General features: G+C 70.8%; 20 protein-coding genes. 9 read left to right on the top strand and 11 right to left on the bottom strand.

What is annotated here, in order from left to right:
* Positions 1-7 precede the first annotated feature (7 nt).
* A complete protein-coding gene (locus tag J5Y10_RS09530; RefSeq protein ID WP_209372949.1) occupies positions 8-2635 on the top strand; it encodes a bifunctional acetate--CoA ligase family protein/GNAT family N-acetyltransferase in 2628 nt (875 codons plus the stop codon).
* Positions 2636-2668: 33 nt separating this feature from the next.
* Here J5Y10_RS09530 and J5Y10_RS09525 read toward each other — a convergent pair whose 3' ends face one another.
* From J5Y10_RS09525 to J5Y10_RS09515, 3 genes are all read right to left on the bottom strand, one after another.
* Positions 2669-3547 (bottom strand): helix-turn-helix domain-containing protein, encoded by an 879-nt coding sequence (locus J5Y10_RS09525; RefSeq protein ID WP_209373036.1) that lies wholly within the window; start codon positions 3545-3547, stop codon positions 2669-2671.
* 137 nt (positions 3548-3684) lie between these two features.
* Positions 3685-4695, bottom strand: a complete 1011-nt coding sequence (locus J5Y10_RS09520; RefSeq protein ID WP_432761253.1) for a 2-hydroxy-3-oxopropionate reductase — start codon at positions 4693-4695, stop codon at positions 3685-3687.
* The gene (locus J5Y10_RS09515; protein ID WP_209372945.1) at positions 4592-4819 is read right to left on the bottom strand and encodes a hypothetical protein; all 228 of its coding nucleotides are present in this window, start codon (positions 4817-4819) and stop codon (positions 4592-4594) included. The genes J5Y10_RS09520 and J5Y10_RS09515 overlap by 104 nt, the downstream gene beginning before the upstream one ends.
* Positions 4820-5007: 188 nt before the next feature.
* On the opposite strand from J5Y10_RS09515, the gene J5Y10_RS09510 reads away from it, so the two are divergent.
* The 5 genes from J5Y10_RS09510 (at position 5008) to J5Y10_RS09490 (ending at position 10097) form a co-directional block, all read left to right on the top strand.
* A complete protein-coding gene (locus J5Y10_RS09510) occupies positions 5008-6078 on the top strand; it encodes an AI-2E family transporter (protein WP_209372944.1) in 1071 nt (356 codons plus the stop codon).
* A 125-nt stretch (positions 6079-6203) separates the two neighbouring features.
* Positions 6204-7178: an ABC transporter permease gene (locus tag J5Y10_RS09505; protein ID WP_209372942.1), complete on the top strand. Its 975-nt coding sequence runs from the start codon at positions 6204-6206 to the stop codon at positions 7176-7178.
* Between the two features lie 3 nt (positions 7179-7181).
* A complete protein-coding gene (locus J5Y10_RS09500) occupies positions 7182-8093 on the top strand; it encodes an ABC transporter permease (RefSeq protein ID WP_209372940.1) in 912 nt (303 codons plus the stop codon).
* A complete protein-coding gene (locus tag J5Y10_RS09495; protein ID WP_209372938.1) occupies positions 8090-9082 on the top strand; it encodes an ABC transporter ATP-binding protein in 993 nt (330 codons plus the stop codon). The genes J5Y10_RS09500 and J5Y10_RS09495 overlap by 4 nt, the downstream gene beginning before the upstream one ends.
* Positions 9075-10097 carry an ABC transporter ATP-binding protein gene (locus J5Y10_RS09490; RefSeq protein WP_209372936.1) on the top strand — a complete coding sequence of 341 codons (1023 nt, stop codon included), beginning with the start codon at positions 9075-9077 and terminating at the stop codon, positions 10095-10097. Before J5Y10_RS09495 ends, J5Y10_RS09490 begins: the two co-directional genes overlap by 8 nt.
* 24 nt (positions 10098-10121) lie before the next feature.
* Here the strand turns inward: J5Y10_RS09490 and J5Y10_RS09485 are convergent, their stop codons facing one another.
* From J5Y10_RS09485 to ggt, 3 genes are all read right to left on the bottom strand, one after another.
* Positions 10122-11162: a hypothetical protein gene (locus J5Y10_RS09485; RefSeq protein ID WP_209372934.1), complete on the bottom strand. Its 1041-nt coding sequence runs from the start codon at positions 11160-11162 to the stop codon at positions 10122-10124.
* Between the two features lie 78 nt (positions 11163-11240).
* Complete coding sequence (locus J5Y10_RS09480) at positions 11241-11717, bottom strand: CreA family protein (protein WP_209372932.1); 477 nt, start codon at positions 11715-11717, stop codon at positions 11241-11243.
* Positions 11718-11770: 53 nt separating this feature from the next.
* Positions 11771-13453, bottom strand: a complete 1683-nt coding sequence (gene ggt / locus J5Y10_RS09475) for a gamma-glutamyltransferase (protein ID WP_209372931.1) — start codon at positions 13451-13453, stop codon at positions 11771-11773.
* Between the two features lie 36 nt (positions 13454-13489).
* Here ggt and J5Y10_RS09470 point away from each other — a divergent pair, with 36 nt between their 5' ends.
* Entirely contained in the window at positions 13490-13867 is a 378-nt protein-coding gene (locus J5Y10_RS09470; protein ID WP_209372930.1) for a YraN family protein, read from the top strand.
* A 16-nt stretch (positions 13868-13883) separates the two neighbouring features.
* On the opposite strand, the gene mepA is transcribed toward J5Y10_RS09470, so the two are convergent.
* From mepA to J5Y10_RS09445, 5 genes are all read right to left on the bottom strand, one after another.
* A complete protein-coding gene (gene mepA, locus J5Y10_RS09465; RefSeq protein ID WP_209372929.1) occupies positions 13884-14714 on the bottom strand; it encodes a penicillin-insensitive murein endopeptidase in 831 nt (276 codons plus the stop codon).
* Positions 14715-14759: 45 nt separating this feature from the next.
* Complete coding sequence (locus J5Y10_RS09460; protein WP_209372928.1) at positions 14760-15038, bottom strand: hypothetical protein; 279 nt, start codon at positions 15036-15038, stop codon at positions 14760-14762.
* A gap of 7 nt (positions 15039-15045) precedes the next feature.
* A complete protein-coding gene (locus J5Y10_RS09455; protein WP_209372927.1) occupies positions 15046-16416 on the bottom strand; it encodes an HlyD family type I secretion periplasmic adaptor subunit in 1371 nt (456 codons plus the stop codon).
* The gene (locus J5Y10_RS09450) at positions 16413-18209 is read right to left on the bottom strand and encodes a type I secretion system permease/ATPase (RefSeq protein WP_209372925.1); all 1797 of its coding nucleotides are present in this window, start codon (positions 18207-18209) and stop codon (positions 16413-16415) included. The genes J5Y10_RS09455 and J5Y10_RS09450 overlap by 4 nt, the downstream gene beginning before the upstream one ends.
* A gap of 576 nt (positions 18210-18785) precedes the next feature.
* Entirely contained in the window at positions 18786-19232 is a 447-nt protein-coding gene (locus J5Y10_RS09445; protein ID WP_209372923.1) for a GtrA family protein, read from the bottom strand.
* Between the two features lie 148 nt (positions 19233-19380).
* Between J5Y10_RS09445 and J5Y10_RS09440 the strand changes: the two genes are divergently transcribed.
* Entirely contained in the window at positions 19381-21015 is a 1635-nt protein-coding gene (locus tag J5Y10_RS09440) for an ABC transporter substrate-binding protein (protein WP_209372921.1), read from the top strand.
* Between the two features lie 66 nt (positions 21016-21081).
* Complete coding sequence (locus tag J5Y10_RS09435; RefSeq protein ID WP_209372919.1) at positions 21082-22668, top strand: ABC transporter substrate-binding protein; 1587 nt, start codon at positions 21082-21084, stop codon at positions 22666-22668.
* The last annotated feature ends 23 nt before the right edge of the window (positions 22669-22691 follow it).

Genomic DNA, 22691 nt, shown 5'->3' with positions numbered 1-22691 from the left:
CCCCGCGGTGGCGCTGCCGGTCACCTTCTCCGGCCGGAGCCTGGCGCCGGGCTTTCAGGACACGCATCTCTTCGCACCGCGCCGGGTGGCGCTGCTGGCGGACCCGGCGATCCCCGCCTCCGCCGTGCTGGCACGGAACCTCGCGGCCGGCGGCTTCCGGGGCGCGCTGCACGCGGTGGGCGCCGCCTGGCCGGGATTGGAACACGCGCCGGACCTCGCCGCGCTCCCCGAGGCGCCACACCTCGCCGTCCTCTCCCTCGCGCCCGAGGCAATCGGCCCGGCCATGGACGCGCTGGCGGCCCGGGGCTGCTTCGCCGCCGTGGTGCCGGGCCCCGCCCCGGGGCTGGCCGCGCACTGCGCCCGCACGGGGGTGCGCGCCATGGGAGAGCACTCGTTCGGGATCTGCGTCCCGCCGCTGGGGCTGAACGCCTCCCTCTCCCATATGGCCCCGCGGCCCGGGCGTCTGGCTCTGCTTTGCCAGTCCCCCGCCCTGGCGCGGGCCGTGATCGACTGGGCGGAGGGCGAGGCGGTGGGCTTCTCCCTCATCGCGGGGATCGGCACCAACGCCGATTACGGCTTCGCCGGCGGACTGGACTGGCTGGCGCGGGACGCCGCCACGGGGGCGGTGCTGCTAGACCTGCGCCGCATCAAGAACCGCCGGATGTTCATCTCCGCCGCTCGCGCGACGGCTCGCACCCGCCCGGTGGTAGCGCAGCGCCCCGGCCATGCCGGGCGCGACGTGGCGGATGCCGTGATGGGTGCCGCCCTGCGCCGCGCCGGGGTGCTGCGGGTGCAGGGGCTGGAGGACCTTCTCTCCGCCGCCGAGACGCTGGGGCGGGTGAAGCCGTCCCTACGCCCCGGCGCGGAGGGCGCGCGGGGCGACCGCATCGCCGTGGTGTCCAACGGGCTCGGCCCCGGGCAGATGGCCGCGGATGCGGTGCTGCGCGGCGGTGGGCGGCTCGCGGTCATCCCGGCCGAGGCCCGAACCCTGCTGGACCTGGCTCTGCCGGAAAATTGGTCCGGCGATAACCCGCTGGCCCTTCCAGCCGGGCAGGGGCACCGGCTGGCCGAGGCAGCTTCCCTGCTTTCGGCACTCTCCGAGGTGGACTCCGTGGTGGCCATTCACGCCCCCGCGCCGGACGAGGACCCGAACATCGCCGCCGCGGCGCTGGCCGCCGCCGCGGCTGCCACCGGGAAGGGCGGCCGCGCCGCGCCGGTGCTGGCGGCCTGGCTCGGGCAGGCGAGCGCCGGCGCCCAGCGACGGGCCTTGGCGGAGCGCGGCGTCGCAGTCTTCACGACGCCAGAGGCCGCCGTTCAGGGCGCCCTCCATCTCGCCCAGCATCGAAGGAACCGGGCCGCCGCCGCCGAACTGCCGCCCGCCGAGGTGCTGGAGGTAACGCCCGACCGCGCCCGTGTCGCCGCGATCTTCGCCCTTGCGCGCACAGAAGATCGGTTGCGGCTGGACGAGGCCGAATCGCTCGCCGTCTTCGCCGCCTATGGGCTCCCAGCCATCCCGCACCGCGCCGTGCCCACGTTGGAGGCGGCCGTGGAGGCGGCGACCCAACTCGGCTGGCCCGTGGTGCTGAAGGTGCTGAGCGATTCGCTACCCGCGAAGACGGAGGTCGGCGGCGTCGCACTCGACTTGCGCGACGCCGGCGCCCTGCGCGCCGCAGCGGCCGCGATGAAGTCCGCGCTGGCCGCCTTCCACCCCGGCCTGCGCCCGCGCGGATGGATGGTGCAGCGGCAGGCGGCGCCGGGGAGGGAGCTGCGCCTGCGGCTGGGCGACGACCCGATGTTCGGACCCTGGATCGGCTTCGGTCGCGGCGGCACCGCCGCCTCCATTGAGGCTGACGAGTCGCACGACCTTCCGCCAGTGAACCGCGCCCTGGCCCTGGCGATGATCGGCCGCACCCGGGTCTCCCGCCTGCTCGACGGGTGGCGAGACCACCCGCCCGTCTCTCGCGAAGGGCTGGCGGAGGCGCTGGTCGGACTGTCCCAGCTGGTGGTGGATTTCCCGGAGGTGGCGGGGGCGGTCATCAACCCTCTCCGCGCCTGGCCCGACGGGATGGCGGTGCTGGATGCAGGCATCACCCTGCACCCGCCGGGGGAGGCCGGCTTCCTGGCGATCCCGCCCTATCCCGCATCCCTGGCACAGCCGTTCACAGCGAAGGACGGGCGGAGTGTCCTGGTCAGGCCTATCCGGCCGGAGGACGCGGAGGCGGTAGGCGCCTTCGTGCGCCGCGTGCCTGCCGAGGATGTGCGCTACCGTTTCTTCAACCCGTTGCGGGAGCTACCCCCGGCGCAGCTCGTTCGCCTGACGCAGATCGATTACGACCGGGAGATGGCCTTCGCCGCGGTCGCCGGCGACTCCATCGCCGGCACGGCCCGGCTGGTTCTGGACGGGCAGGGGGGCGGTGAATTCGCGCTGCTCATCGACGCGGCCTGGAAGCGCGGCGGCCTGGCCAGGCATATGATGGGGCGGCTGGTGGATTGGGCACGCGCGCGTGGGCTGCGCCGCATCCACGGCCAGGTGCTGGCGGAGAATGCTGGGATGCTGCGCTTCGTGCAGGCCATCGGCTTCGCGACTCGGCGGACCGATGACCACGAGATCCTGGAGGCTTGGCTGGAACTCTGAGCCTTGCGGCCCAGCGCACCAGCCCCCCCGCGATCAGTGCATCCGGGTCTCCGCGAGGAGAAGCCGGACGCGTCCCGCGGCCTCAGCGCCCTTCCGCGCCTCGCGCCAGGCATTCTCCGCCACCCGCTGGTGGATCGTCACCGCCTCGTCCGCCGCCGTGATGGTGCCCACGCCGAGCGCGGCCATGGGCGGGCTGTCCGGCAGGAAGGGGTTGGCGCAGAGATGCGCCCTCTCCCGCGCGCGCAGGACGATGAAGCTGCCGGTCGGCTCGGATTCGGTCAGCAGGCCGATCTGCAGCCCCATCGGCACGCTCTCCATCAGGGCGGCGATGTTCTCCACCTCCGCCCGGGCAGCCATCCGTGCCCGGTGCCGACCGGCCTCGGAAAGGCGGAGCGCCGGCGCGACCCCGTCCATCAGGAAGCCTCGAAGCGCGCGTTCCGTCACCATGGCGATGATGGATGGGCGGCGCGTCTGGTAGAGCCGCTTGCGGGCCGAGAGCAGGCCGAGGGCCTGCTCCGCGGCGGCGTGGAAGGCCACCCGCTCCGCGCTCTCATCCGCGGCCTCCGCCATCGCCTCGGCGAGGGCAGCGTCATAGCCCTCACTCGTGACGAGAGTGCAGAGGGCGCCTCCGAGCTGGAGGATCTGCTCCGCATCCTCCTCCACTTGGCGGAGTCGCTCCTGTAGCGCGAGGGGCCGGGAGAAGTACTCGACCCCGATCCCGAGCAGAGAGAGGGGCGAGATCTTGAGCAACTCGGCCAGCCGCCGGATCGTGTCCAGCTTGATGACCTCGCCCTTCTCGTACCGGTAGAGGGCGGCGCGCGAGACGCCGAGTCGCGCCGCAATCTCCTCGGCGCGAAGGCCTGATTCCAGCCGATAGGCGCGCAACTGCTGCCCGATGTCGGCGAAGCGCATGGCTCGTCCCTCGATCACGGTAGCGCTTCCCTCCTGGCTCGGTCCGGTAGAGCGTATCTCATCCGGTTGGACTCATCGTTCAAAATGCGCTCCGGCCGGAGATGGTGCAATATTGATCGCCCGGCCGGTGCAACTTCTCATCCCAGCGCGTGTGACGCCATGATTTCAAGCGCTTTAACCAGAGCGGAATGGTCCTGTTGCCCGCCGCCCGCCGCCGAGACCGTGGAGAAGAGCTGCTGGGCCGAAGCAGTGTGCGGCAGCGCGACTCCGAGTTCCCGCGCCGACTGCAACGCGAGGTTGAGGTCTTTCTGGTGCAATGCAATGCGGAAGCCCGGGTCGAAGGTGCGCTTGATCATTCGCTCCGCATGGACCTCAAGGATGCGGGACGAGGCGAATCCGCCCATCAGCGCCTCCCGAACCCTGGCCGGATCGGCGCCGGCCTTGCAGGCGAAGACCAGGGCCTCGGCCACCGCCTCGATGTTGAGGGCCACAATGATCTGGTTGGCCACCTTCGTGACCTGCCCGGCGCCGTTCTTCTCGCCCACCAGGGTGATGTTCTTGCCCATGGCCTGGAACAGCGGCAGCGCCCGGTCGAAAGCCGCCTGCGGGCCGCCGACCATGATCGTCAGGGCCGCATTGCGGGCGCCGACCTCGCCGCCGGAAACCGGGGCGTCCAGGTAGTCGCAGCCGCGCTCATTCACCCGGGCCGCGAAGTCCACCGTCGCCGTCGGGCTGATGGAGGACATGTCGATCACCAGTGTGCCCGGCTTCAGCGCCGCGGCCACCCCACCCTCGCCGAAGAGCACCGCCTCCACGTCGGGCGTGTCCGGCACGATCAAGATCACCACCTCTGCAGCCGCCGCCACCTCGGCGGGGCAGGGGAGGACGGTCGCGGCCCCGCGGATCTCGTCGGTGAGGCTCGCCCGCTCCGGCACGAGGAGTTCGTGCCCCGCCTTCGCCAGGTTCAGCGCCATGGGACGGCCCATGATGCCCAGGCCGATGAAACCGATCTTCATGCGCATGACTTCCTTTTCTCTGGTCGGTTCAGGCGCGGTACGGGGCGAACCAGCCCAGCCCTTCCGCGGTGGTTTCGACGGGCCGGTACTTGCAGCCGATCCAGTCGCCGTAGCCCATCGTGTCGATCCAATCGAACACGTAGGCCAGGTCCACCTCGCCCGTGCCGGGCTGGTGCCAGTCGCTCGCGGGGGCGAAGCGGCCGGGGAACGGCGCTTCGGTGCACAGGAGCGGGATGTTGGCGGCAAAGTGGGGCATGGCGGCGGTCCCTGGCGGCGCCTCTCCTTGCCGGAGGCCCATTCGCACCCACCCTACATCGATTCGGCATCCCCCTGAACCCGCCGCGGCCACCTTCAGGGCGTGGACTGCCGGCATCCGTACCCCGCGGGCGTTGGACCGGTGGGCGCAGGCAGGCGAAGATACACGGCGCACCCGCGGGAGACCCCATGACCGACGACAAGCAGTTCCTTATCCGCCTGATCGGCGTCGTCGCCCTGGCGGCGCTGCTGGCGGGCTGCTTCTTCGTCCTGCGGCCTTTCCTGTCCTCCCTGCTCTGGGCGGCGATCCTCGCCTTCACCACCTGGCCGCTCTACCGGCTGCTCACGGACCGCGTCGGGCTCGGCTCCTCCTGGGCGGCGGCGGTGATGGTCGTCGTGATGATGCTGGTGATCGGCCTGCCGCTCGCCATCGCCGCGCCGACGAACCGCGCCGAGATCGACGGCCTGCGCCACGCCGTGGAGAACTTCACCACGGATGGTCTGCCGGCGCTGGTGGACTGGATCGGCCGCCTGCCGCTGGTGGGAGCGTTCCTGAAGGAGCGGCTGGACGCCGTGGACCTCGGCGTGGGCAACCTGCTGAACGTGTTGCGCCCTTATCTCGGCAATGTCGCGCAGACCGCCTTCGGCCTGGTCCTCTCCATCGTCTCCGGGGTGGCGGAGCTTCTGATCGCCATCCTCCTCTCCTTCTTCTTTTTCCGCGACGGCCCGCGGATGGCCCAGGCGCTGGACCGGATGTCGGAGCGCGTGGCCGGCGGCCGGGGGCGGCGGCTGGTGGCGCTGACCGGGGCGGTAACGCAGGGCGTGATCTACGGGCTGCTCGGCACGGCGGTGGTGCAGGGGGCGATGACGGCCTTCGGCCTCTGGCTCTCCGGCGTGCCGCAGCCGGCGCTGCTGGGCGTGCTGGCCGGGCTGATCTCCATCCTGCCGATCGGCGCGCCGGTGGTCTGGATCCCCGCCACCATCTGGCTGCTGGCCAGCGGCAGCACGGGCTGGGGCATCTTCATGGGCCTCTACGGCGCCTTCGGGATCTCCTCCGTGGACAACTTTATCCGGCCCTGGCTGATCTCCCGCGGGGCGGACCTGCCACTGCTGCTCACCATGCTCGGGGCGCTCGGCGGGGCGGTGGCCTTCGGCCTGCTCGGGCTATTCCTCGGGCCGGTGCTGCTGGCCATTGTCTTCACCATCATCAAGGACTGGACGCAGGAAGGCGGCGGCCGCAGCGGACCGATGGTGATGTGAGGCAGGCAGACCAGCTGGTGCAGGGTTTGCTAGTCTCCACCGGCGAAGTTCCGGAGTGGGGATGATGGACAAAGCTACGCCGCGCCGGGTGGACGACCCGGCGCCTCTCCGCTAGGCGGAACGGCGTGCCCGCCTTCATCCTGTCACGCATCCTCCAGGCGATCCCGGTCATGCTGGCCGTGGCCCTCATCGCCTTCGCCCTCTTCGCCTTCGTGGGCGATCCCATCGCGACCATGCTCGGCCAGGAATTCACCCCGGCGCAGCGGGACGCGCTGGTCGCCGCGCTCGGGCTCGACCAGCCCGTGCCCGTCCAGTTCCTGCGCTTCGTCGGCCGGGCGCTGCACGGGGAGTTCGGCCTGTCCTACCGCCTCTCCCGCCCCGTTTCGGACCTGATCCTGGAGCGGGCGCCGGCGACGCTGGAACTGGCCCTTTGCGCCTCCGTCCTGGCGCTGGCGATCGGGATGCCGATGGGGGTCTATACCGGCCTCTACCCGCGCTCCCCGCTCAGCCGCTTCTTCCTGACCTTCAGCCTCGTCGGGGTTTCCTTGCCGACCTTCCTGATCGGCAGCCTGCTCATCCTCGTCTTCGCGGTCTGGCTGGGCTGGCTTCCCAGCTTCGGGCGGGGCGACACGGTCCAGCTGGGCTGGTGGAGCACGGGCTTCCTGACGGCCTCCGGCTGGAAGGCACTGGTCCTACCCTCCATCACCCTTGGCCTGTTCCAGCTGACCCTCATCATGCGGCTCGTGCGGTCCGAGATGATGGAGGTGCTGCGCTCGGATTACGTGAAGTTCGCCAGGGCCCGCGGCATCCGGGACCGGGCCATCAATTTCGGCCACGCGCTGCGGAACACGCTGGTTCCCGTGATCACCATCGTCGGCCTCCAGCTCGGCTCCATCATTGCCTTCTCCATCGTGACGGAGACGGTGTTCCAGTGGCCGGGCATGGGCCTCCTCTTCATCCAGTCCGTCTCCTCGGCCGACATCCCCGTCATGGCGGCCTACCTTCTCCTCATCTCGGCGGTCTTCGTGACGATCAACCTCGTGGTGGACCTTCTCTACTACGCCGTGGACCCGCGGCTTCGCGCCGGTCGGGGGCACTGAGCCATGGGCGCCGTGTCCCGCTTCCTCGAAAGCGACCTCTTCTGGTCCTTCCGCCGCACGCCTACCGCCGTCCTCTCGGCAATCGTGGCCTTCGTCATCGTGGTCGGCGCGGTCTTCGCCCCCTGGCTGGCCCCCTACAATCCCTTCGACCTTGCCAGCCTCGACCTGATGGACGCCTTCAATCCACCGGCCTTCATGCCGGAGGGGACGGCGGCGCACCTCATCGGCACGGATGACCAGGGACGCGACGTGCTCTCCGCGATCATGTATGGGGCCCGCGTCTCGCTCCTCGTCGGCGTCTCGGCCACGGCCTTCGCCCTGATCCTCGGCGTGCTGGTCGGGCTGCTGGCGGGCTATGCGGGCGGCGCCGTGGATGCCGTGCTGATGCGGATCGCCGACGTGCAGCTCACCTTCCCCAATATCCTCATCGCCCTCCTCGTGGATGGCGTGGCCCGTGCCGTCCTGCCGCGGGAGGTGCATGACGAGATCGCCATCTACGTCGTTATCGTCGCCATCGGCATCTCGGACTGGCCGCGCTTCGCCCGGACCGTGCGCGGCTCCGCCCTCGTGGAGCGGAACAAGGAATACGTGCTGGCGGCCCGCGTCATCGGTATCTCGCCCGCGCGGATCATGCTGACCCACGTGCTGCCCAACGTGCTGGGACCGCTGCTGGTGCTCGCCACGCTGAACCTCGGTCTCGCCATCGTGTCGGAGGCGACGCTCTCCTTCCTCGGCGTCGGCGTACCGCCCACCCAGCCCTCGCTCGGCACCCTGATCCGCATCGGCAACGACTTCCTCTTCAGCGGCGAATGGTGGATCACGGTCTTCCCCGGCGTGGCGCTGGTGGCCATGGTCCTTTCCGTGAACCTGCTGGGCGATTGGCTGCGCGACGCGCTGAACCCGAGGCTGCGATGACCGAGCCCCTCCTTCAGGTCCGGGACCTCGTCGTCGAGTTCCCCACCCGGCGCGGCACGTTGCGCGCGCTGGACAAGGTCTCCCTCGACATCGCCCCCGGCGAGGTGCTGGGCGTGGTTGGGGAGTCGGGTGCCGGCAAGTCCATGACGGGCGCCGCCATCATCGGCCTGCTGGAGCCCCCTGGCCGGATCGCCGGCGGCTCCATCAGCCTGCGCGGCCAGCGGATCGACAACCTGCCCGCGCGGGAGATGCGGAAGATCCGGGGCAAGCGGATCGGTGCCATCTTCCAGGACCCGCTGACCACGCTGAACCCGCTCTACACCGTCGGCCGCCAGCTGGCGGAGACGATGCAGACCCACCTTGCCATCGATGCCGCCGAGGCCCGCCGTCGGGCCGTCGGCTGGCTGGAGGCGGTGGGCATCCCCGCCGCGGCGGAGCGCGTGGACGCCTATCCCCACCAGTTCTCGGGAGGCATGCGCCAGCGCGTGGTGATCGCCCTGGCCCTCTGCGCGGAGCCGGAGATGGTGGTCGCGGACGAGCCTACCACGGCGCTGGACGTCTCAATCCAGGCCCAGGTCATCGCCCTGCTGAAGCGCCTGACGCGGGAGAAGGGCACCTCCGTCATGCTCATCACCCACGACATGGGCGTGATCGCGGAGACGGCGGACCGCGTGGCCGTGATGTATGCCGGCCGCGTCGCGGAGATCGGCCCGGTGCGCTCCGTGGTGAAGGCCGCAGCCCATCCCTATTCCGCAGGCCTCATGGCCTCCATCCCACCGCTCTCCCACAAGGTGGACGTGCTGGCGCAGATCGACGGGGCCATGCCGCGCCTGAACGCCATTCCCCAGGGCTGCGCCTACAACCCGCGCTGCCCGCACGTCTTCGACCGCTGCAGGGTGGAGCGCCCGGAACTGATCCCCGCGACCGAGACGCGGGCCGCCTGCTGGCTCTTCGACAGCACCGCGCCCCGGGAACGTGCCCATGTCTGAGACGCCGATCTTCGAGGCGCGCGACCTCAGCCGGCACTTTGATGTCTCCAAGCCCGCCCTCCAGCGCCTGATCGCGCGGGAGGGCCGGCGCACGCTGAAGGCGGTGGACGGCGTGTCCTTCGCCGTTCCGCGCGGCACCACCATGTCCCTGGTGGGGGAGAGCGGCTGCGGCAAGTCCACCGTCGCACGCCTCGCGGTCGGTCTCTACGAGCCGAGCGACGGCCAGGCCCTCTTTGAAGGGCAGGACCTCGCGGCGGCGCGGAAGTCCGTCGGCCAGCGCCGGCGCATGCAGATGATCTTCCAGGACCCCTATGCCAGCCTGAACCCGCGCTGGCGGGTGGCGGACATCGTCGGGGAGCCGATCCGCGCCTTCGGCATCGCCAATGGCGGCGCCGCGCTGAAGGAAAAGGTCGGTGCCCTGCTACGCCAGGTCGGCCTCTCGCCCGCTGACGGGAACCGCTTCCCGCACGAGTTCTCCGGTGGCCAGCGGCAGCGCATCTCCATCGCGCGCGCCCTGTCCTCCAATCCTGAATTCCTCGTCTGCGACGAGCCCACCTCGGCGCTCGACGTCTCCGTCCAGGCCCAGATCCTGAACCTGATGAAGCGGCTGCAGCGCGAGCTGGGGCTGACCTACCTGTTCATCTCCCACAACCTCGCGGTGGTCCGGCAGGTCAGCGACCGCGTGGGCGTGATGTATCTCGGCCGGATCGTGGAGGACGCGCCAGCCGAGACTCTCTTCACCGCCCCGCGACACCCCTATACGCGCGCCCTGATGGAAGCGATCCCGGACCTGGACATGGCCGGGCGGGAGCGCCAGCCCGTGGGCGGCGAGGTTCCCAGCCCGATCAGCCCGCCCTCCGGCTGCACCTTCAACCCGCGCTGCCCTCTGGCGAACGACCGCTGCCGGGCGGAGCGCCCGGCGCTGATCGCCGCACGCGGCACGCCGGAGACCCGTGTGGCCTGCCACGCCGTGGAAGAGGGCAGGGACGGCTTTGGGGATAGGGCGACCGCGTAGCGGCGCTTCCCGGCCGTCGCGGTTTCAGGCCGAGGCGCGAGCTGCCCGTTCCCGGCGTCGCACCTCTTTGTAGGCTTCCACGACGGCGCGCAGTGACGCGACAAGCCCGTCGCGTTCGGAGGGCGCGTTCCGCAGGACCTCCGGATCGGGCGGCGCCACGCCAAGGGCCCGTGCCAGGGCGGGGAGCAGCAGGGCGGAGGCCGCCGGCTCGGCCGGGTTGCCGCGGCGCTTGGTCCGGAAGCCCGCCACCAGCCGTTCGAGCGAGGGCAGCACCGCTTCCGGCCCTCCCGCCGCCGCGGCCGCCTCATCCTCGTCCGGCACAGGCACCCCGAGCGCCAGTGCCAGGGCGGGCAGCAGGACAGCGAAGGGCTCCGCCTGCCCCCCGCTGGCCTGGAGGGAGCGCCCGACATGCACGGCAAGTCGGCGCACGCGGTGATCGAAGTCCTGTTCATGGGCGCGCAGGATCTGGTGCAGGAAGCTCGCCGTCGGCGAGTTGATCAGCTCCGGATCCTCCTCGAACAGGCCCTCGGTCAGCTCAGGGTGGTCTCGCAGCAGCGCCTGCAGCAGCGTCTGATCGCAGGGGAGCTGCCCCCAGTCCCCCGCGGCCCGCAGCTGGTCCGGCGTGATCGCGTCCAGCCGCTCCCGCCAGAGCCGCGCAATCCTCGGCATGTCGGGATGGGCGAGGTTGGCGAAGAACACGCCGTCATTCACATCCCATGCCTCCGGGCTCCCCCCGGTGACAAGGATCATGGACCGGTTGGAATGCCCGGCTAGGTAGCTGCCGATGTCAAAGCCGGGGTCGTGAACGAAGGCGTCCGCGTCCAGGTGCAGGAACCAGCCGCGGTAGCCCAGGTCGATCAGGTCGTTGAGGAAGAAGATCCGATTGTAGCAGGCATGCCAGGGATGAAAGCCCCGCAGCACTGCCTGCACGGCGGCGTAGCGGATGCCGTGGCGCTGGCAGAAGTCGCGGTTGGGGCGTGCGACGATGCGCAGCATGTCGAAGTACCGCTCGGGATCGGCCGATTGGATCATCACCATCGGCTCTTCCGGCAATTGCCTGAACATCGCGGGCCTCCTGCTCCGGCAGGATGCCCTCTCCGACGTCAGCTTTCCACAGCCCGGCGCGCCGGGAGCGTTGCGCCGTCAGCGCGTCATAGGCACGACCGCCACGGCGCTGAAAGGCGAGCCCTCCACCAGCTTCGTGGACCAGGCGAGATAGACCACGGCGTTCCGCCCCTCGTCGATGAAGCGGTGAACACGGGTCTCCTTGAAGAAGAAGCTGGTGGAGCTCTCATGCACCACCTCGCCCCGCTCCCCGCGCGCCGCACCCGGCTGGACCTCAACTGGGCCCGTGGCGGCGCAGGAGATCGCGAAGCGCGCCGGGTCCTCTGCCACCCCGACCATGCCTGAGATGCCGCCCGTTCGGGCCTGGCTGATGTAGCAGGACACGTTCCGCACATCCGGGTCCTCGAAGCGCTCCACCACGATGCGGTGGCTGCGCGTCAGGCCGAGATTCGTCAGTGCGGTGTTCACGTAGCCGACCTGGGCGGTGTCGTCGGCCGCCGAGGCGGGGCCGGCGAGGGCGGTCGCGGCGAGCAGGGCGAGGGCGGTGCGGCGCATGGGTTTCTTTCCTGTCCTGCCCGCATAGCGCGCCGGCCAGGGCCGGGTTCCCCTCAGTCGCCGATCGCAACGCCTTCCCGGCGCGGATCCGCCCCGCCCTGCAGTCCCTCTGGCGTCACCCGGATGGCCTGCAGCCCCGAGACCATCGCGCGCGTCTCCACCCGGTGCCCGCGCGCCTGCAGGTTGGGCGCCACGTCAGCCGCCGGGGTGCCCGCCTCCAGCTCCACCGCCCCGCCGAGCGTGCCGACATGCGGCAGGGACACGGCCTCCTGCGCCGGAAGACCCCAGTCCAGCATCCCCACCAACGCCTGTGCAACGTAGCCGATGATGCGCGACCCGCCGGGCGAGCCGACGACGGCGAAGAGCTTCCCGTCCTGGTCGAAAACGAGACTGGGCGACATGGAGGAGCGCGGGCGCTTGCCGCCCTGTACCCGGTTGGCGACCGGCCGCCCCTCCAAGTCCGGGCGGAAGGAGAAGTCGGTCAGCTCGTTGTTCAGCACGAAGCCGCCCACCATCAGCCGTGCCCCGAAGGCGTCCTCCACCGTGGTGGTCATGGAAACCGCGTTGCCGGCGGCGTCCACAATGGAGACGTGGCTGGTGCCGTTCTCCAGCGCCTCAGGCATGGGGGCGTGGCGGGTCGTCTCTCGCCAGCGCGGATTGCCAGCGCGCGGCTCCGCAATGGCGCGGCTGGGCGTGACGAGCTGGGCGCGAAGGGTGAGGTAGGCCGGGTCCAGCAGGCCGCGCACCGGCGCCGGTACGAAATCCGTGTCGGCCAGGTACTGCGCCCTGTCCGCAAAGGCGAGCCGCCCGGCCTCCGCCAGCAGATGCGCTGCCTCGGTGCCGCGCGGGTCAAGCCGCGGCACGTCGAAATGCTCCAGCACGCCGAGGATCTGCCCGATGGTCACCCCACCCGAGGAGGGCGGCGGGAAGCCGCAGACCCTATAGGCACGATAGGTCAGGCAGACCGGCTCCCGCTGCTTCGCCGCGTAGGCGGCCAGGTCGTCCACGGTCATCAGCCCACCCTCGCCATGGCCGCGAACAGCGGTGGCGATGGAGGCGGCGATCGGCCCGCGCAGCATCGCCGCTGCACCCTGGCGCGCGATCTGGCGGAAGGTATCCGCCAGTTCGGGGTTCCTGAGCTTTTCTCCCGCCACAAGCGGGCGATTGCCGCCGTGCAGGAAGTAGTCGCGGGCGGAGGGGTTCCGGGCCAGGCGCGGTGCATCCTCGGCCACCGCCTCCGCAAGCCGAGCGGAGACGGGGAAGCCCTCGTCTGCCAGTTCGATGGCCCGCTGCCATAGGGAATCCCAGGGCAGCTTCCCGTGCCGCCGGTGCGCCATCTCCAGCATTGCCACCGTGCCGGGCACGCCGACGCTGCGGCCGGAGAGCACGGCGTCGTAAAAGGGCAGGGGTGTCCCGTCCGGACGGAGGAAGAGGTCCGGCTGCGCGCCGGCGGGTGCCGTCTCCCGTCCGTCGAAGGCCGTCACCGCACCCGCCGCCGCGTCCCAGTTCATCAACAGCGCCCCGCCGCCGATGCCGCTCGACTGCGGCTCCACCAGCGTGAGCACGGCCTGCACTGCCACGGCCGCATCCACCGCGCTGCCGCCGCGCCGGAGCACCTCCAGCCCCGCCTCTGCCGCAAGCGGGTGCGCGGCGGCCACCATCTGCCGCTTCGGGGCGGTCTGGGCCAGAGCCGGCATGGCGAGGGCGACGAGGAGGACGGCGATCAGGGGGCGCATGGCCGACTCCGGTGCGGGGCGCGCTATCCTGACCGGATGGACCCGCAAGCCAAGGAGGAAGCCCGCCGCGCCGCCGAGCGCAGGGGCCTAGATGCCGAATCCCGCGCTGCCACGGCACTCACCGATCGAGGCTGGACGGTGCTGGCCCGCCGCGTCCGGACGCCCGCCGGCGAGCTCGACCTGATCGCGGAGCGCGAGGGCCTGCTCGCCTTCGTCGAGGTGAAGGCGCGGCCAAGCCTGGCGGAAGCCGCCGCCGCCATCTCGCGCCGTCAGCGGGCCCGGATCGTCGCGGCCGCCGAGGCTTGGTTGGCCACCAACCCCGGCCACGGCGCGGCAGGGATGCGCTTCGATGTGGTGCTTGTCGCGCCCGAGGGTCTGCGGCGCGTGAGGGACGCCTTCCGCCCCGGCGATTGAACCTGGGGCAGCCGGCTCAGGGCGCGTTCAGCACGGCGGCACAGGCCGCGGGCATGCGGGGCGGTGGTCCGGGCGGCCCGACCCGGACGGGGTGGCGGGCCTCCGGCGTCAGCCACCAGTCCAGGCCCGCATCGCAGCCGTCGCCGGGCGGGACGGGCGCCTGGTCCCGGCACTCCGGGCTGCCGGGCTGGCAGCGCAGGCGAATGTGCATGTGGCTGTCATGGCCACGCCAGGGGCGCACCAGCCGGAGCCAGGGCTCGCCGGCATGGGCGGCGCAAAGACTGCGCTTGATCCCGTGGTTCACGAAGATCCGGTCCACGCCGGGCAGCTCCGCCGCCATGCGGATCAGCCGCGCATGCGCCTCGGTGAAGAGCTGCGGGTCCGCCATCGACTGGTCGGGGAGCACGAGGGAGCGTTCCGGGATGTTCTCCCGCGCGCGTGCCGGGACCAGTGGCTTCGGCGAGAGGTCCAGCCAGATGTCGGCGTCCAGCCCGATCTGGTGGCTGGCATGCCCGAAGGGCAGCGGGCCGCCGCGGGGCTGGCCCATGTCCCCGATCCAGAGATCGGGCAGCCCTGCCGCCCGTGCCCGCCCGGCGAGCTGGCGCAGGGCAGCGAGCAGCGCGGGATGGCCCCAGTTCCGGTTGCGGGAGAGCCGCACCACCTGCCAGCCCGGACCTTCCGGCGGCAGCGCCTCCGCGCCCGCGATGCAGCCGAGCGAAGTACCGCCGATGCTATGGGCCGGACGGGGCGTGGGCCCGTCCACCGCCGCCCAGCGCGAGGCGGGTTGCGCGCCGGCCGGGCCGGCCAGGAGAACGAGAAGGCAGAGGAGAAGCGGGCGCGGCGGCATGGCCCATCCTGCGACGGCAGGGCGCAAACGGCCAGCCCTCCGCCCTCACCCCTGGAAGCGGAAGGTCTCCGGCTCGGCCTCCACGGCCGGTGCCGCCGGAAGCTGCGGAGCGGCCGTCGCCTCGCGGCTCTTGGCCTCCACTTCCCGCAGCAGCCGGGTCATTGCGCCGACCACGGCCGGAAGCTGCGTCAACGGCACCACCAGGATGCCGGTCTGGAGCGGCTGCCCCTTGCCGTCCTGCACGGCCAGGGTCAGGCGAGCCACGCCGTGGCGCACCGTCGCCTCAGTCACGCCATCGGCAAACAGGGTGGGGAGGTCGGGCATAACGGTCCTACTGCTCGCGGAAGGCGCGGTGGAAGCTGTCGAGAAGAGGCTGGATCATGTAGCGCAGGAAGGACCTCTCCCCGATCTGGATCTGCGCCTCCACCGGCATGCCGGCGCGCAGCTCCACATTCTCAAGCCGCGCCAGCTGGTCCTGGTCGATGGAGACCCGGGCGCGGTAGTACTCCTGGCCCGTCCGCTCCTCGGTCGTCACGTCGCCGGCCACCATCGTGACGCTGCCGTTGAGGAAGGGCACCAGCCTCTGCTTGAAGGCGGGCAAGCGGACCTCGGTCAGCAGGCCCGGGTGGACCACGTCGATGTCGGTGGGGGCGACCCGCACCTCGGCGATCAGCCGATCCCGCGCGGGAACCAGATCCATCACCGGCTCGCCCGGGCGCACCACCGCGCCGGGATTGAAGAAGCGGGCGTTCAGCACCGTGCCGTCCTCAGGCGCCAGGATCTCGCGGCGGGAGGACACGTCCTGGGCCGCGCGCAGCTTCTCGTCGGCCTCGTTCAGCTTGCCGCGGACGTCCCGCGCCTCGGTCGTGGTCTCCTGCATACGCTGGGTCATCGCCTGGCGGATCTGGGCCTGGGCCTCCGAAACCTGGGCGCGGGCCCGCTCCACCTGCGCGGCGAGGTCCGCGATCGTGCCGTCGGCAGAGGCGATCTGGCGCTGCAGCCCGAGCAGGCGGGGGAAGCGCTCCAGGCCCTGGCGCACCAGCACCTGCACGTCGTTCTCCTCACGTTGCAGCAGCTCGCGCTGCCGGCGCTGGCTCGAGATCTGGGCCTCGGCGGAGACGATGGCGGACTGGAACTGCAGTATCCGCTGCTCGAGCACCTGCAACTGGCTGCGTAGGCTCGCCTGCCGCGAGGCAAAGAGGATCCGCTGGCCCGCCATCGCCTCCCGCGCCCGGGGCTCGTTGGCGGCGAGAAGCTCGGTCGGGAAGGCCACGTCGCTCGCGCCGGCGATCTCGGCGGCCACGCGGCTGTCCTGCGCCAGCAAGGCCCAGCGCTGCGCCTGGAGGGAGTCCTGCCCCGCCATGGCCTGCACGTCGTCCAGCCGAAGCAGGGGCTGCCCCGCCTTCACCGTCTCGCCGTCATGGACGAGGATTTCGCGCACGATCCCGCCCTCCAGGTGGGCGATGGTGCGGCGGTTACCCTCGGCCTTGATGATCCCCGGGGCGATAGCCGCCTCGCTGAGCGGCACGAGGACGGAGAAGGCCGCGAAAGCGCCGACGAAGGTCGCCAGGGCGGCGAAGCCGAGCAGCAGCGGCCCCGTGGTGCGCGGCCGCGGCATGTCCAGCACGATGGAGGGGCGGGACACGGTCGCAGCAGGCATCGGTGCCGGCAGGTGAGAAGGGGAGGTGGTCGCGATGCTCATGCGGCAACTCCGGGCTGGCGGGGGTTCGGGCCGTCGGGCGGGCCGGCGACCTGCGTGCCGGCCGGGGCAGGGCCGCCCGCGGAAAGGCGCTCCGGCGCCGCCGGCTTGCCCGGGGCGACTGCACGGGCGGAAAGACGGTTCAGCACCTCGGCACGCGGGCCGAAGAGCTCGGCGGCGCCGTCCCGCATTACCAGCACCTTGTCCACGCCGCGGATCAGCGAGGGGCGATGGCTGACGAGCACCACGGTGGCGCCGATCGCCTTCAGCCCCGCCAGTCCCTCCAGCAACCGGGCTTCGGCATCGCCGTCCAGGCTCGAATCGGGCTCGTCCAGGATGACCAGCCGCGGGTCGCCGTAGAGTGCTCGGGCCAGGCCCACCATCTGCCGCTGCCCGCCGGAGAGCGCGCCCTCCACAACTTCGGTCTCGTAGCCCTGCGGCAGGCGCAGGATGGCCTCGTGGCAGCCCGCCAGCCCGGCAGCTCGGTAGACGGCGTTGGGCTCCGCATCCGGCAAGAGGCGGGAGATGTTGCGGAACACCGTGCCCTCGAACAGTTCCACGTCCTGCGGCAGGTAGCCGATATGGCGGCCGAGGTCCTCGCGCGGCCAGGCCGAGAGGTCCGCGCCGTCCAGCCGCGCCGCGCCGCTCACGGGCGCCAGCGTGCCTACCAGCAGCCGCAGCAGGGTCGTTTTGCCGGACCCGGAGGGACCGATGATGCCGAGGCTCTCGCCCGGCTCCAGGGCAAAGGTAACGCCCTTGATCACCGCCGTATTCGCGCCGGGCGGCGCCCAGGTCAGGCGCTCGGCCGTCAGCTGGCCGCGGGGGGCGGGCAGCGGCTCCGCCTCCGGCCGCAGGCGCGGCATGGCAAGGAAGGAGCGGAGGCGGCGGTAGGACTGGCGCGCCTGCACCAGCCCCTTCCAACCGCCGATCAGCTGCTCAACCGGCGCCAGCGCCCGGCCCATGATGATGGACCCCGCGATGGCCGCGCCGGAGGTCATCTGCTGGTGCAGGGTGAGGTAGGCACCGACGCCGAGCACGGCAATCTGCACGGCAAGGCGCACAAATTTGGTGAAGCCGGAGAGAAAGGCAGAGCGGTCCGTCGCCTTCTGCTGCAGCGGCAGCGCCTCCGAGAGCCCGCCCTGCCAGAGCCGCAGAAGGGCCGGGAGCATGCCCATGGCGTCCGCCGCTTCCGCATTGCGGGCGATGGCATCGGCCCGCTTCTGGGATGCCATGGCGGAAAGGTTAGCCTTCCGCAGCGGGCCGGCGGTGGACAGCTCCGTCGCCAGGGCGAGGCCGAAGAGGACCACCGCGCCACCCGTCGCGATGATGCAGAGGATCGGATTCAGCAGATAAATGACGAAAAGGTACACGGGCACCCAGGGCACGTCGTAGACGGCCAGCGCCCCCGGCCCGGAGAGCCAGGCGCGGCAGGTGCCGAGATCGCGCAGGACCTCCATCCGGTAGGGCCGGTTGCGGAGCGTGGCCTCCAGGGCGCGCGCGAAGCCCTCCGGCGCCGTGCGCGCCTCCAGCCAGAGCGCTAGGCGCTGCATGGTCATGGACCGCACGCCCTCGAGCAGGGCCATGAGGCCGATCGCGGCCACTGCGACCACCGTGAGCCAGAGCAACGTGTCCAGGCTGCGGGTGGCAAGCACCCGGTCGAAGACCTGCATCATATAAAGCGAGACGGTGAGCTGCAGCAGGTTCACGACGAGGCTGAACACCCCGACCGCACCAAACTGGGACCGGCAGGCGGCGAGGGCTCGGGTCAGCGCATCGGGCCTCGGTGGTGGCAGCATGCAGTTCTCCTCCCGGCGGCATCTCAGGGCCGCAGCGGCCCGGGCCCCGGAATCCGCGCGTGGGTTAGCACGTGAGCCGTGCCGTTAAATCACAAATCCGTTTCAACTATTTGGTGTAAAAGTTTCAACTCTGCGCGTTTGAGATGAATGAAGTGTAACTGGTGGCATCTCCTGGCCATGGCCCAGGTCCGACCTCGGGGTGACGGCACCCAGGGCCAGGCTGCAAGCGAGCGCCGGAACGCATACCACCGTCGGCTTCTGCAAGGCTACGAAGGTTGGAAGGCGGGGGCTGAGGCAAACCTCCTAGGACCTGGCCTCCAGCGGGACGAGAGGGGAGACCGAGGCGCCGGCTACACCAGAATGAATGGCGCGCGCCAGTCGCCGTCGCTTCGGTGCCGAGCTCCGGCCTGGATAAGCTCTCCGCTACCCACAGTTTCGGCCTCGCCCATCGCAGTACGCAGCATGAGGAGGGGCGGCCTCGGGGTCAGCAAGGATCGGGCGTACCACGCGAAGTCGTCCGCCGCCGCTTGGTTATGGCGTGGAACACTGCTGGCACCATGCCCAGCCCGGGCCAGGTCACGCCTTGAAGACGAAGCGCCGTGAGAGGAGGAAGTTCCCCCCCATGCCCGCGAGGGAGCCCGCCGCCACGGCCAGCACGGGATGGGCGGCCGCCACCGGCAGATTAGCCACCATCAAGGCGTAGGTGCCGTAGTTCACCGCGAACCCCACGAGATTCACGGCCAGGAACAGCGCCCATTGCCGCCCGAGCGCGCCACGCCCGGTCGGCCGCCCGGCCTCTCGGAAGGTCCAGGATCGGTTCAGGGCCCAGTTCCCCGTGGCCGCCACCACGTAGGAGAGCGCCCGGCCGGCATAGAGATCGGCGCCGGAGGCCAGCGCCGCGTAGAGAACGCCCGTGTCCACCAGGAAGCCGATCGTCCCCACAACGCCGAAGCGGAGGAACTGGGCAGCCAGGGCACGTCGCGCCGGCGGCAGGAACCGGTCCCAGGGAAGGGCAGGGGGCATCGGCGCCCCTTAGCGGCTGCCCGGCCCCGCGTGAAGGCCGCCACGCCTCGCGGGGCTTGCGCGCCGGGCCCGCCTGCGCTTGCCTTCGCCCGATCTTTCCGCCCCCAACCCCTCCGCCCCGACCCCTCCGTCAAGGACAGACCGCCGAATGCCCACGGATCGTCGTCGCTTCCTCGCCGGCGGTGCCGGCTTCGCCCTTTCGGGCGCCGGCACCGCAGCCTCTGGCCTTATGATCGGCGGCCTGGCCCGACCGGCCCTGGCCCAGCCTGCCGGCAGCCGCGTGCTGAAGTTCATCCCTCAGTCGGACGTAGCGGTGACCGACCCGATCATCACCACCGCCTATGTCAGCCGCCACCACGGCTACATGCTGTGGGACACGCTCTACGGCTTCGACGAGGACTTCAACCCGCAGCCCCAGATGGCGGCCGGCCACAAGGTTGAGGAGGACGGCAAGCGCGTCACCATCACCCTGCGCCCGGGCATGAAGTGGCACGACGGTGGCGCGGTGACGGCGAAGGACTGCGTCGCCTCCGTCCGCCGCTGGGCCGCCCGCGACGCGCTGGGCCAGGTGCTGATGGCCCGCACGGACGCGCTGGAGGCGCCGGACGACCTGAATATCGTCTTCCGCCTGAAACAACCCTTCCCCATGCTGTTCTCCGCCCTCGGCAAGCCGAGCACCCCGGTCTGCTTCATGATGCCGGAGCGTATCGCGCAGACCGACCCCGCGACCCCCATCAAGGAACTGATCGGTAGCGGCCCTTTCCGCTGGAAGGCGGATGAGCGCGTGCCCGGGTCCCGTGTGGTGTACGAGCGCTTCGCGGATTACGTGCCGCGCGCCGACGGCACCGTGAGCTGGACCGCCGGCCCGAAGCGCGTGAACCTGGACCGGGTGGAGTGGCACGTCATCCCCGACGCTTCCACCGCAGCCAATGCGCTGACGAATGGCGAGATGGACTGGTGGGAGCAGCCCACTGCCGATTTGCAGCCCACGCTCCGCCGCAACCGCAACGTGGTCATGGAGATCCCCGACCCGACCGGTCTCTGCGCCGTGGCCCGCTTCAACTTTCTCCACCCGCCCTTCAACAACCCGGCCATCCGCCGCGCCCTTCTCGGCGGCGTGGTGCAGGGCGACTTCATGACGGCGGTCATCGGCACGGACCGTTCGCTGTGGAAGGACGGGAATGGGTACTTCCCGCCGGGCACCGCCCTCGCGAACGATGCGGGGATGGAAGCGCTGACCAGCCCGCGCGACTACGAGAAGGTCAAGCGCGACCTCGCGGCGGCAGGGTACAAGGGCGAGAAGGTCGTGTTGCTCGCCGCCTCGGACTTCGTCTCGCTGAACGCGCTGGCGCAGGTCGGCCACGACATGCTGACGAAGTGCGGGATGAACGTGGAGTTCGTCTCCACCGACTGGGGCAGCGTGGTGCAGCGCCGGGCGAGCAAGGAGGCCCCGGACAAGGGCGGCTGGAGCATGTTCTTCACCTTCTGGGCCGGGCTGGACATGATCAACCCCGGCGTCAGCCAGTCCCTCCGCGGCAATGGCCAGTCCGCCTGGTTCGGCTGGCCGACCATGCCGAAGCTTGAGGAACTGCGGGCCGCCTGGTTCGACGCACCGGATCTGGATGGCCAGAAGAAGGTCGCCGAGGAGATCCAGAAGGTCGCCTTCGACGAGGTGCCCTATCTGCCGCTCGGGCAATATTTCCAGGCCACCGCCTATCGTCGCACCATTTCCGCGGTGCCGAAGGGCTTCCCGATGTTCTGGAACCTGCAGAAGACGACCTGAACCGCTGGGCTTGCCCCGGCGGCCCTCATCCTGCTCACATGCCCGTCAGCACAGGGAGCAGGATGGATGATCGGACGCCGCCACCTTCTGGGGGCCGCGGGTGCGGCGGGCCTCGCGCCCGCCATGCCGGCCCTGGCGCAGCCCGCCGGGACGCGCGTGCTGAAGATGGTCCCCCAGGCCAACCTCACCAGCCTGGACCCGATCTGGACCACGGCGAACATCACCCGCAACCACGGGTACATGGTCTACGACAATCTCTACGGCATGGATGCGGCTTTCCGGCCGCAGCCTCAGCTCGCGGAAGGCCATGTCGTAGAGGACGGTGGCAAGCGGGTGGTCATCACCCTGCGTCAGGGCCCAAAGTTCCACGACGGGGAACCGGTGCGGGCGGCCGACTGCGTGGCGAGCCTGAACCGCTGGATGAAACGCTCCCCCGTAGCGCAGAAGCTGGCGGAATTCGTGGACGAGCTCTCCGCACTCGATGACCGGCGGATCCAGTTCCGGCTGAACCGTCCCTTTCCCTTCCTTTTCTCCGCGCTCGCCCAGGTCAGCAACAGCCCGGCCTTCATCATGCCGGAGCGCGTGGCGCGCACGGATCCGTTCCAGCAGATCCGTGAGACGATCGGCAGCGGCCCCTTCCGCTTCAAGCGGGACGAGTTCAACTCCGGCAGCCTCGTCGTCTACGAACGCAACCCGGATTACAGCCCCACTGCGGTCGGCACACCAAGCCTGACAGCCGGCCCGAAGACGGTGCACTTCGACCGGGTGGAGTGGCAGATCATCACCGACGCCTCCACCGCCGCGGCCGCGTTACAGGCGGGCGAGATCGACTGGTTCGAGCAGCCGCCGCCGGAGATCCAGCAGCTCATCCGCCGCAACCGCGCCCTCTCGGTGGAGCCGGTGGATCCGCTGCCGCTCATCGGCATCATGCGCTTCAACCACCTCTTCGAGCCCTTCCGGGACAAGAGGATGCGGCAGGCCCTCCTGCCGGCGGTGGACCAGGGCGATTTCATGCAGGCCATCGTCGGCACGGATCCCGGGCTGTGGGAACGCTCTGGCGTCTTCACCCCCGGCACGCCGTTGGCGAGCGACGTGGGGATGGAGCCGCTCTACGGCCCGCGCAGCCTGGACCGCGCCAAGGCGCTGATGAAGGAGGCGGGCTATACAAACCAGCCCATGCGCTTGGTTGGTCCGACCGACATCCTTGCCCCTTCGGCTATGACGCAGGTGGGCGCCGATCTGCTGCGCCGCCTGGGCTTCAATGCGGACATCGTGCTGACGGACTGGGGCACCACCGTGCAGCGCCGCACGAGCAAGGAGCCGCTGGACAAGGGCGGGTGGAGCATGACTTTCACCTCCTTCTCGTCCTTCGACTTCGTCGATCCCTCCGCCCACTTCCCGCTGCGCGGGAACGGGGCGAATGCGTGGCCGGGCTGGCCAGACATCCCCGAGCTGGAGCGCCTGCGGAACGACTGGTTCGTCGCGCCCTCGCCGGAGGAGGGAAAACGCATCGCCGAGCAGATGCAGCGCGTGGCGATGGAGGAAGTGCCGTACGTTCCCGTCGGCGCCTACAAGTCGCTGACCGGCATCCGGCGGGACCTTCGGGACCGCGTGCCCGGCTTCGCGATCTTCTGGAACCTCAAGCGCGGCTGAGCGCGGCATCGGAGCCGTGCTGG

Source organism: Roseomonas indoligenes, from assembly GCF_017813365.1.
GTDB classification, from domain to species: Bacteria; Pseudomonadota; Alphaproteobacteria; order Acetobacterales; family Acetobacteraceae; genus Roseomonas; species Roseomonas indoligenes.
Note: the sequence above shows the minus strand (reverse complement) of the source record. Positions and strands in the feature narration are given on the sequence as shown.

Bases quoted from the DNA above. Each gene is read 5' to 3' on its own strand.
- J5Y10_RS09515 (WP_209372945.1), bottom strand. From the start codon at position 4,819: ATGCCCCACTTTGCCGCCAACATCCCGCTCCTGTGCACCGAAGCGCCG.
- J5Y10_RS09495 (WP_209372938.1), top strand. From the start codon at position 8,090: ATGACCGAGCCCCTCCTTCAGGTCCGGGACCTCGTCGTCGAGTTCCCC.
- J5Y10_RS09450 (WP_209372925.1), bottom strand. From the start codon at position 18,209: ATGCTGCCACCACCGAGGCCCGATGCGCTGACCCGAGCCCTCGCCGCC.
- J5Y10_RS09485 (WP_209372934.1), bottom strand. From the start codon at position 11,162: ATGTTCAGGCAATTGCCGGAAGAGCCGATGGTGATGATCCAATCGGCC.
- J5Y10_RS09525 (WP_209373036.1), bottom strand. From the start codon at position 3,547: ATGCGCTTCGCCGACATCGGGCAGCAGTTGCGCGCCTATCGGCTGGAA.
- J5Y10_RS09500 (WP_209372940.1), top strand. From the start codon at position 7,182: ATGGGCGCCGTGTCCCGCTTCCTCGAAAGCGACCTCTTCTGGTCCTTC.
- J5Y10_RS09460 (WP_209372928.1), bottom strand. From the start codon at position 15,038: ATGCCCGACCTCCCCACCCTGTTTGCCGATGGCGTGACTGAGGCGACG.
- J5Y10_RS09455 (WP_209372927.1), bottom strand. From the start codon at position 16,416: ATGAGCATCGCGACCACCTCCCCTTCTCACCTGCCGGCACCGATGCCT.
- J5Y10_RS09490 (WP_209372936.1), top strand. From the start codon at position 9,075: ATGTCTGAGACGCCGATCTTCGAGGCGCGCGACCTCAGCCGGCACTTT.
- J5Y10_RS09435 (WP_209372919.1), top strand. From the start codon at position 21,082: ATGATCGGACGCCGCCACCTTCTGGGGGCCGCGGGTGCGGCGGGCCTC.
- J5Y10_RS09440 (WP_209372921.1), top strand. From the start codon at position 19,381: ATGCCCACGGATCGTCGTCGCTTCCTCGCCGGCGGTGCCGGCTTCGCC.
- J5Y10_RS09445 (WP_209372923.1), bottom strand. From the start codon at position 19,232: ATGCCCCCTGCCCTTCCCTGGGACCGGTTCCTGCCGCCGGCGCGACGT.
- J5Y10_RS09510 (WP_209372944.1), top strand. From the start codon at position 5,008: ATGACCGACGACAAGCAGTTCCTTATCCGCCTGATCGGCGTCGTCGCC.
- J5Y10_RS09470 (WP_209372930.1), top strand. From the start codon at position 13,490: ATGGACCCGCAAGCCAAGGAGGAAGCCCGCCGCGCCGCCGAGCGCAGG.
- mepA (WP_209372929.1), bottom strand. From the start codon at position 14,714: ATGCCGCCGCGCCCGCTTCTCCTCTGCCTTCTCGTTCTCCTGGCCGGC.
- J5Y10_RS09480 (WP_209372932.1), bottom strand. From the start codon at position 11,717: ATGCGCCGCACCGCCCTCGCCCTGCTCGCCGCGACCGCCCTCGCCGGC.
- ggt (WP_209372931.1), bottom strand. From the start codon at position 13,453: ATGCGCCCCCTGATCGCCGTCCTCCTCGTCGCCCTCGCCATGCCGGCT.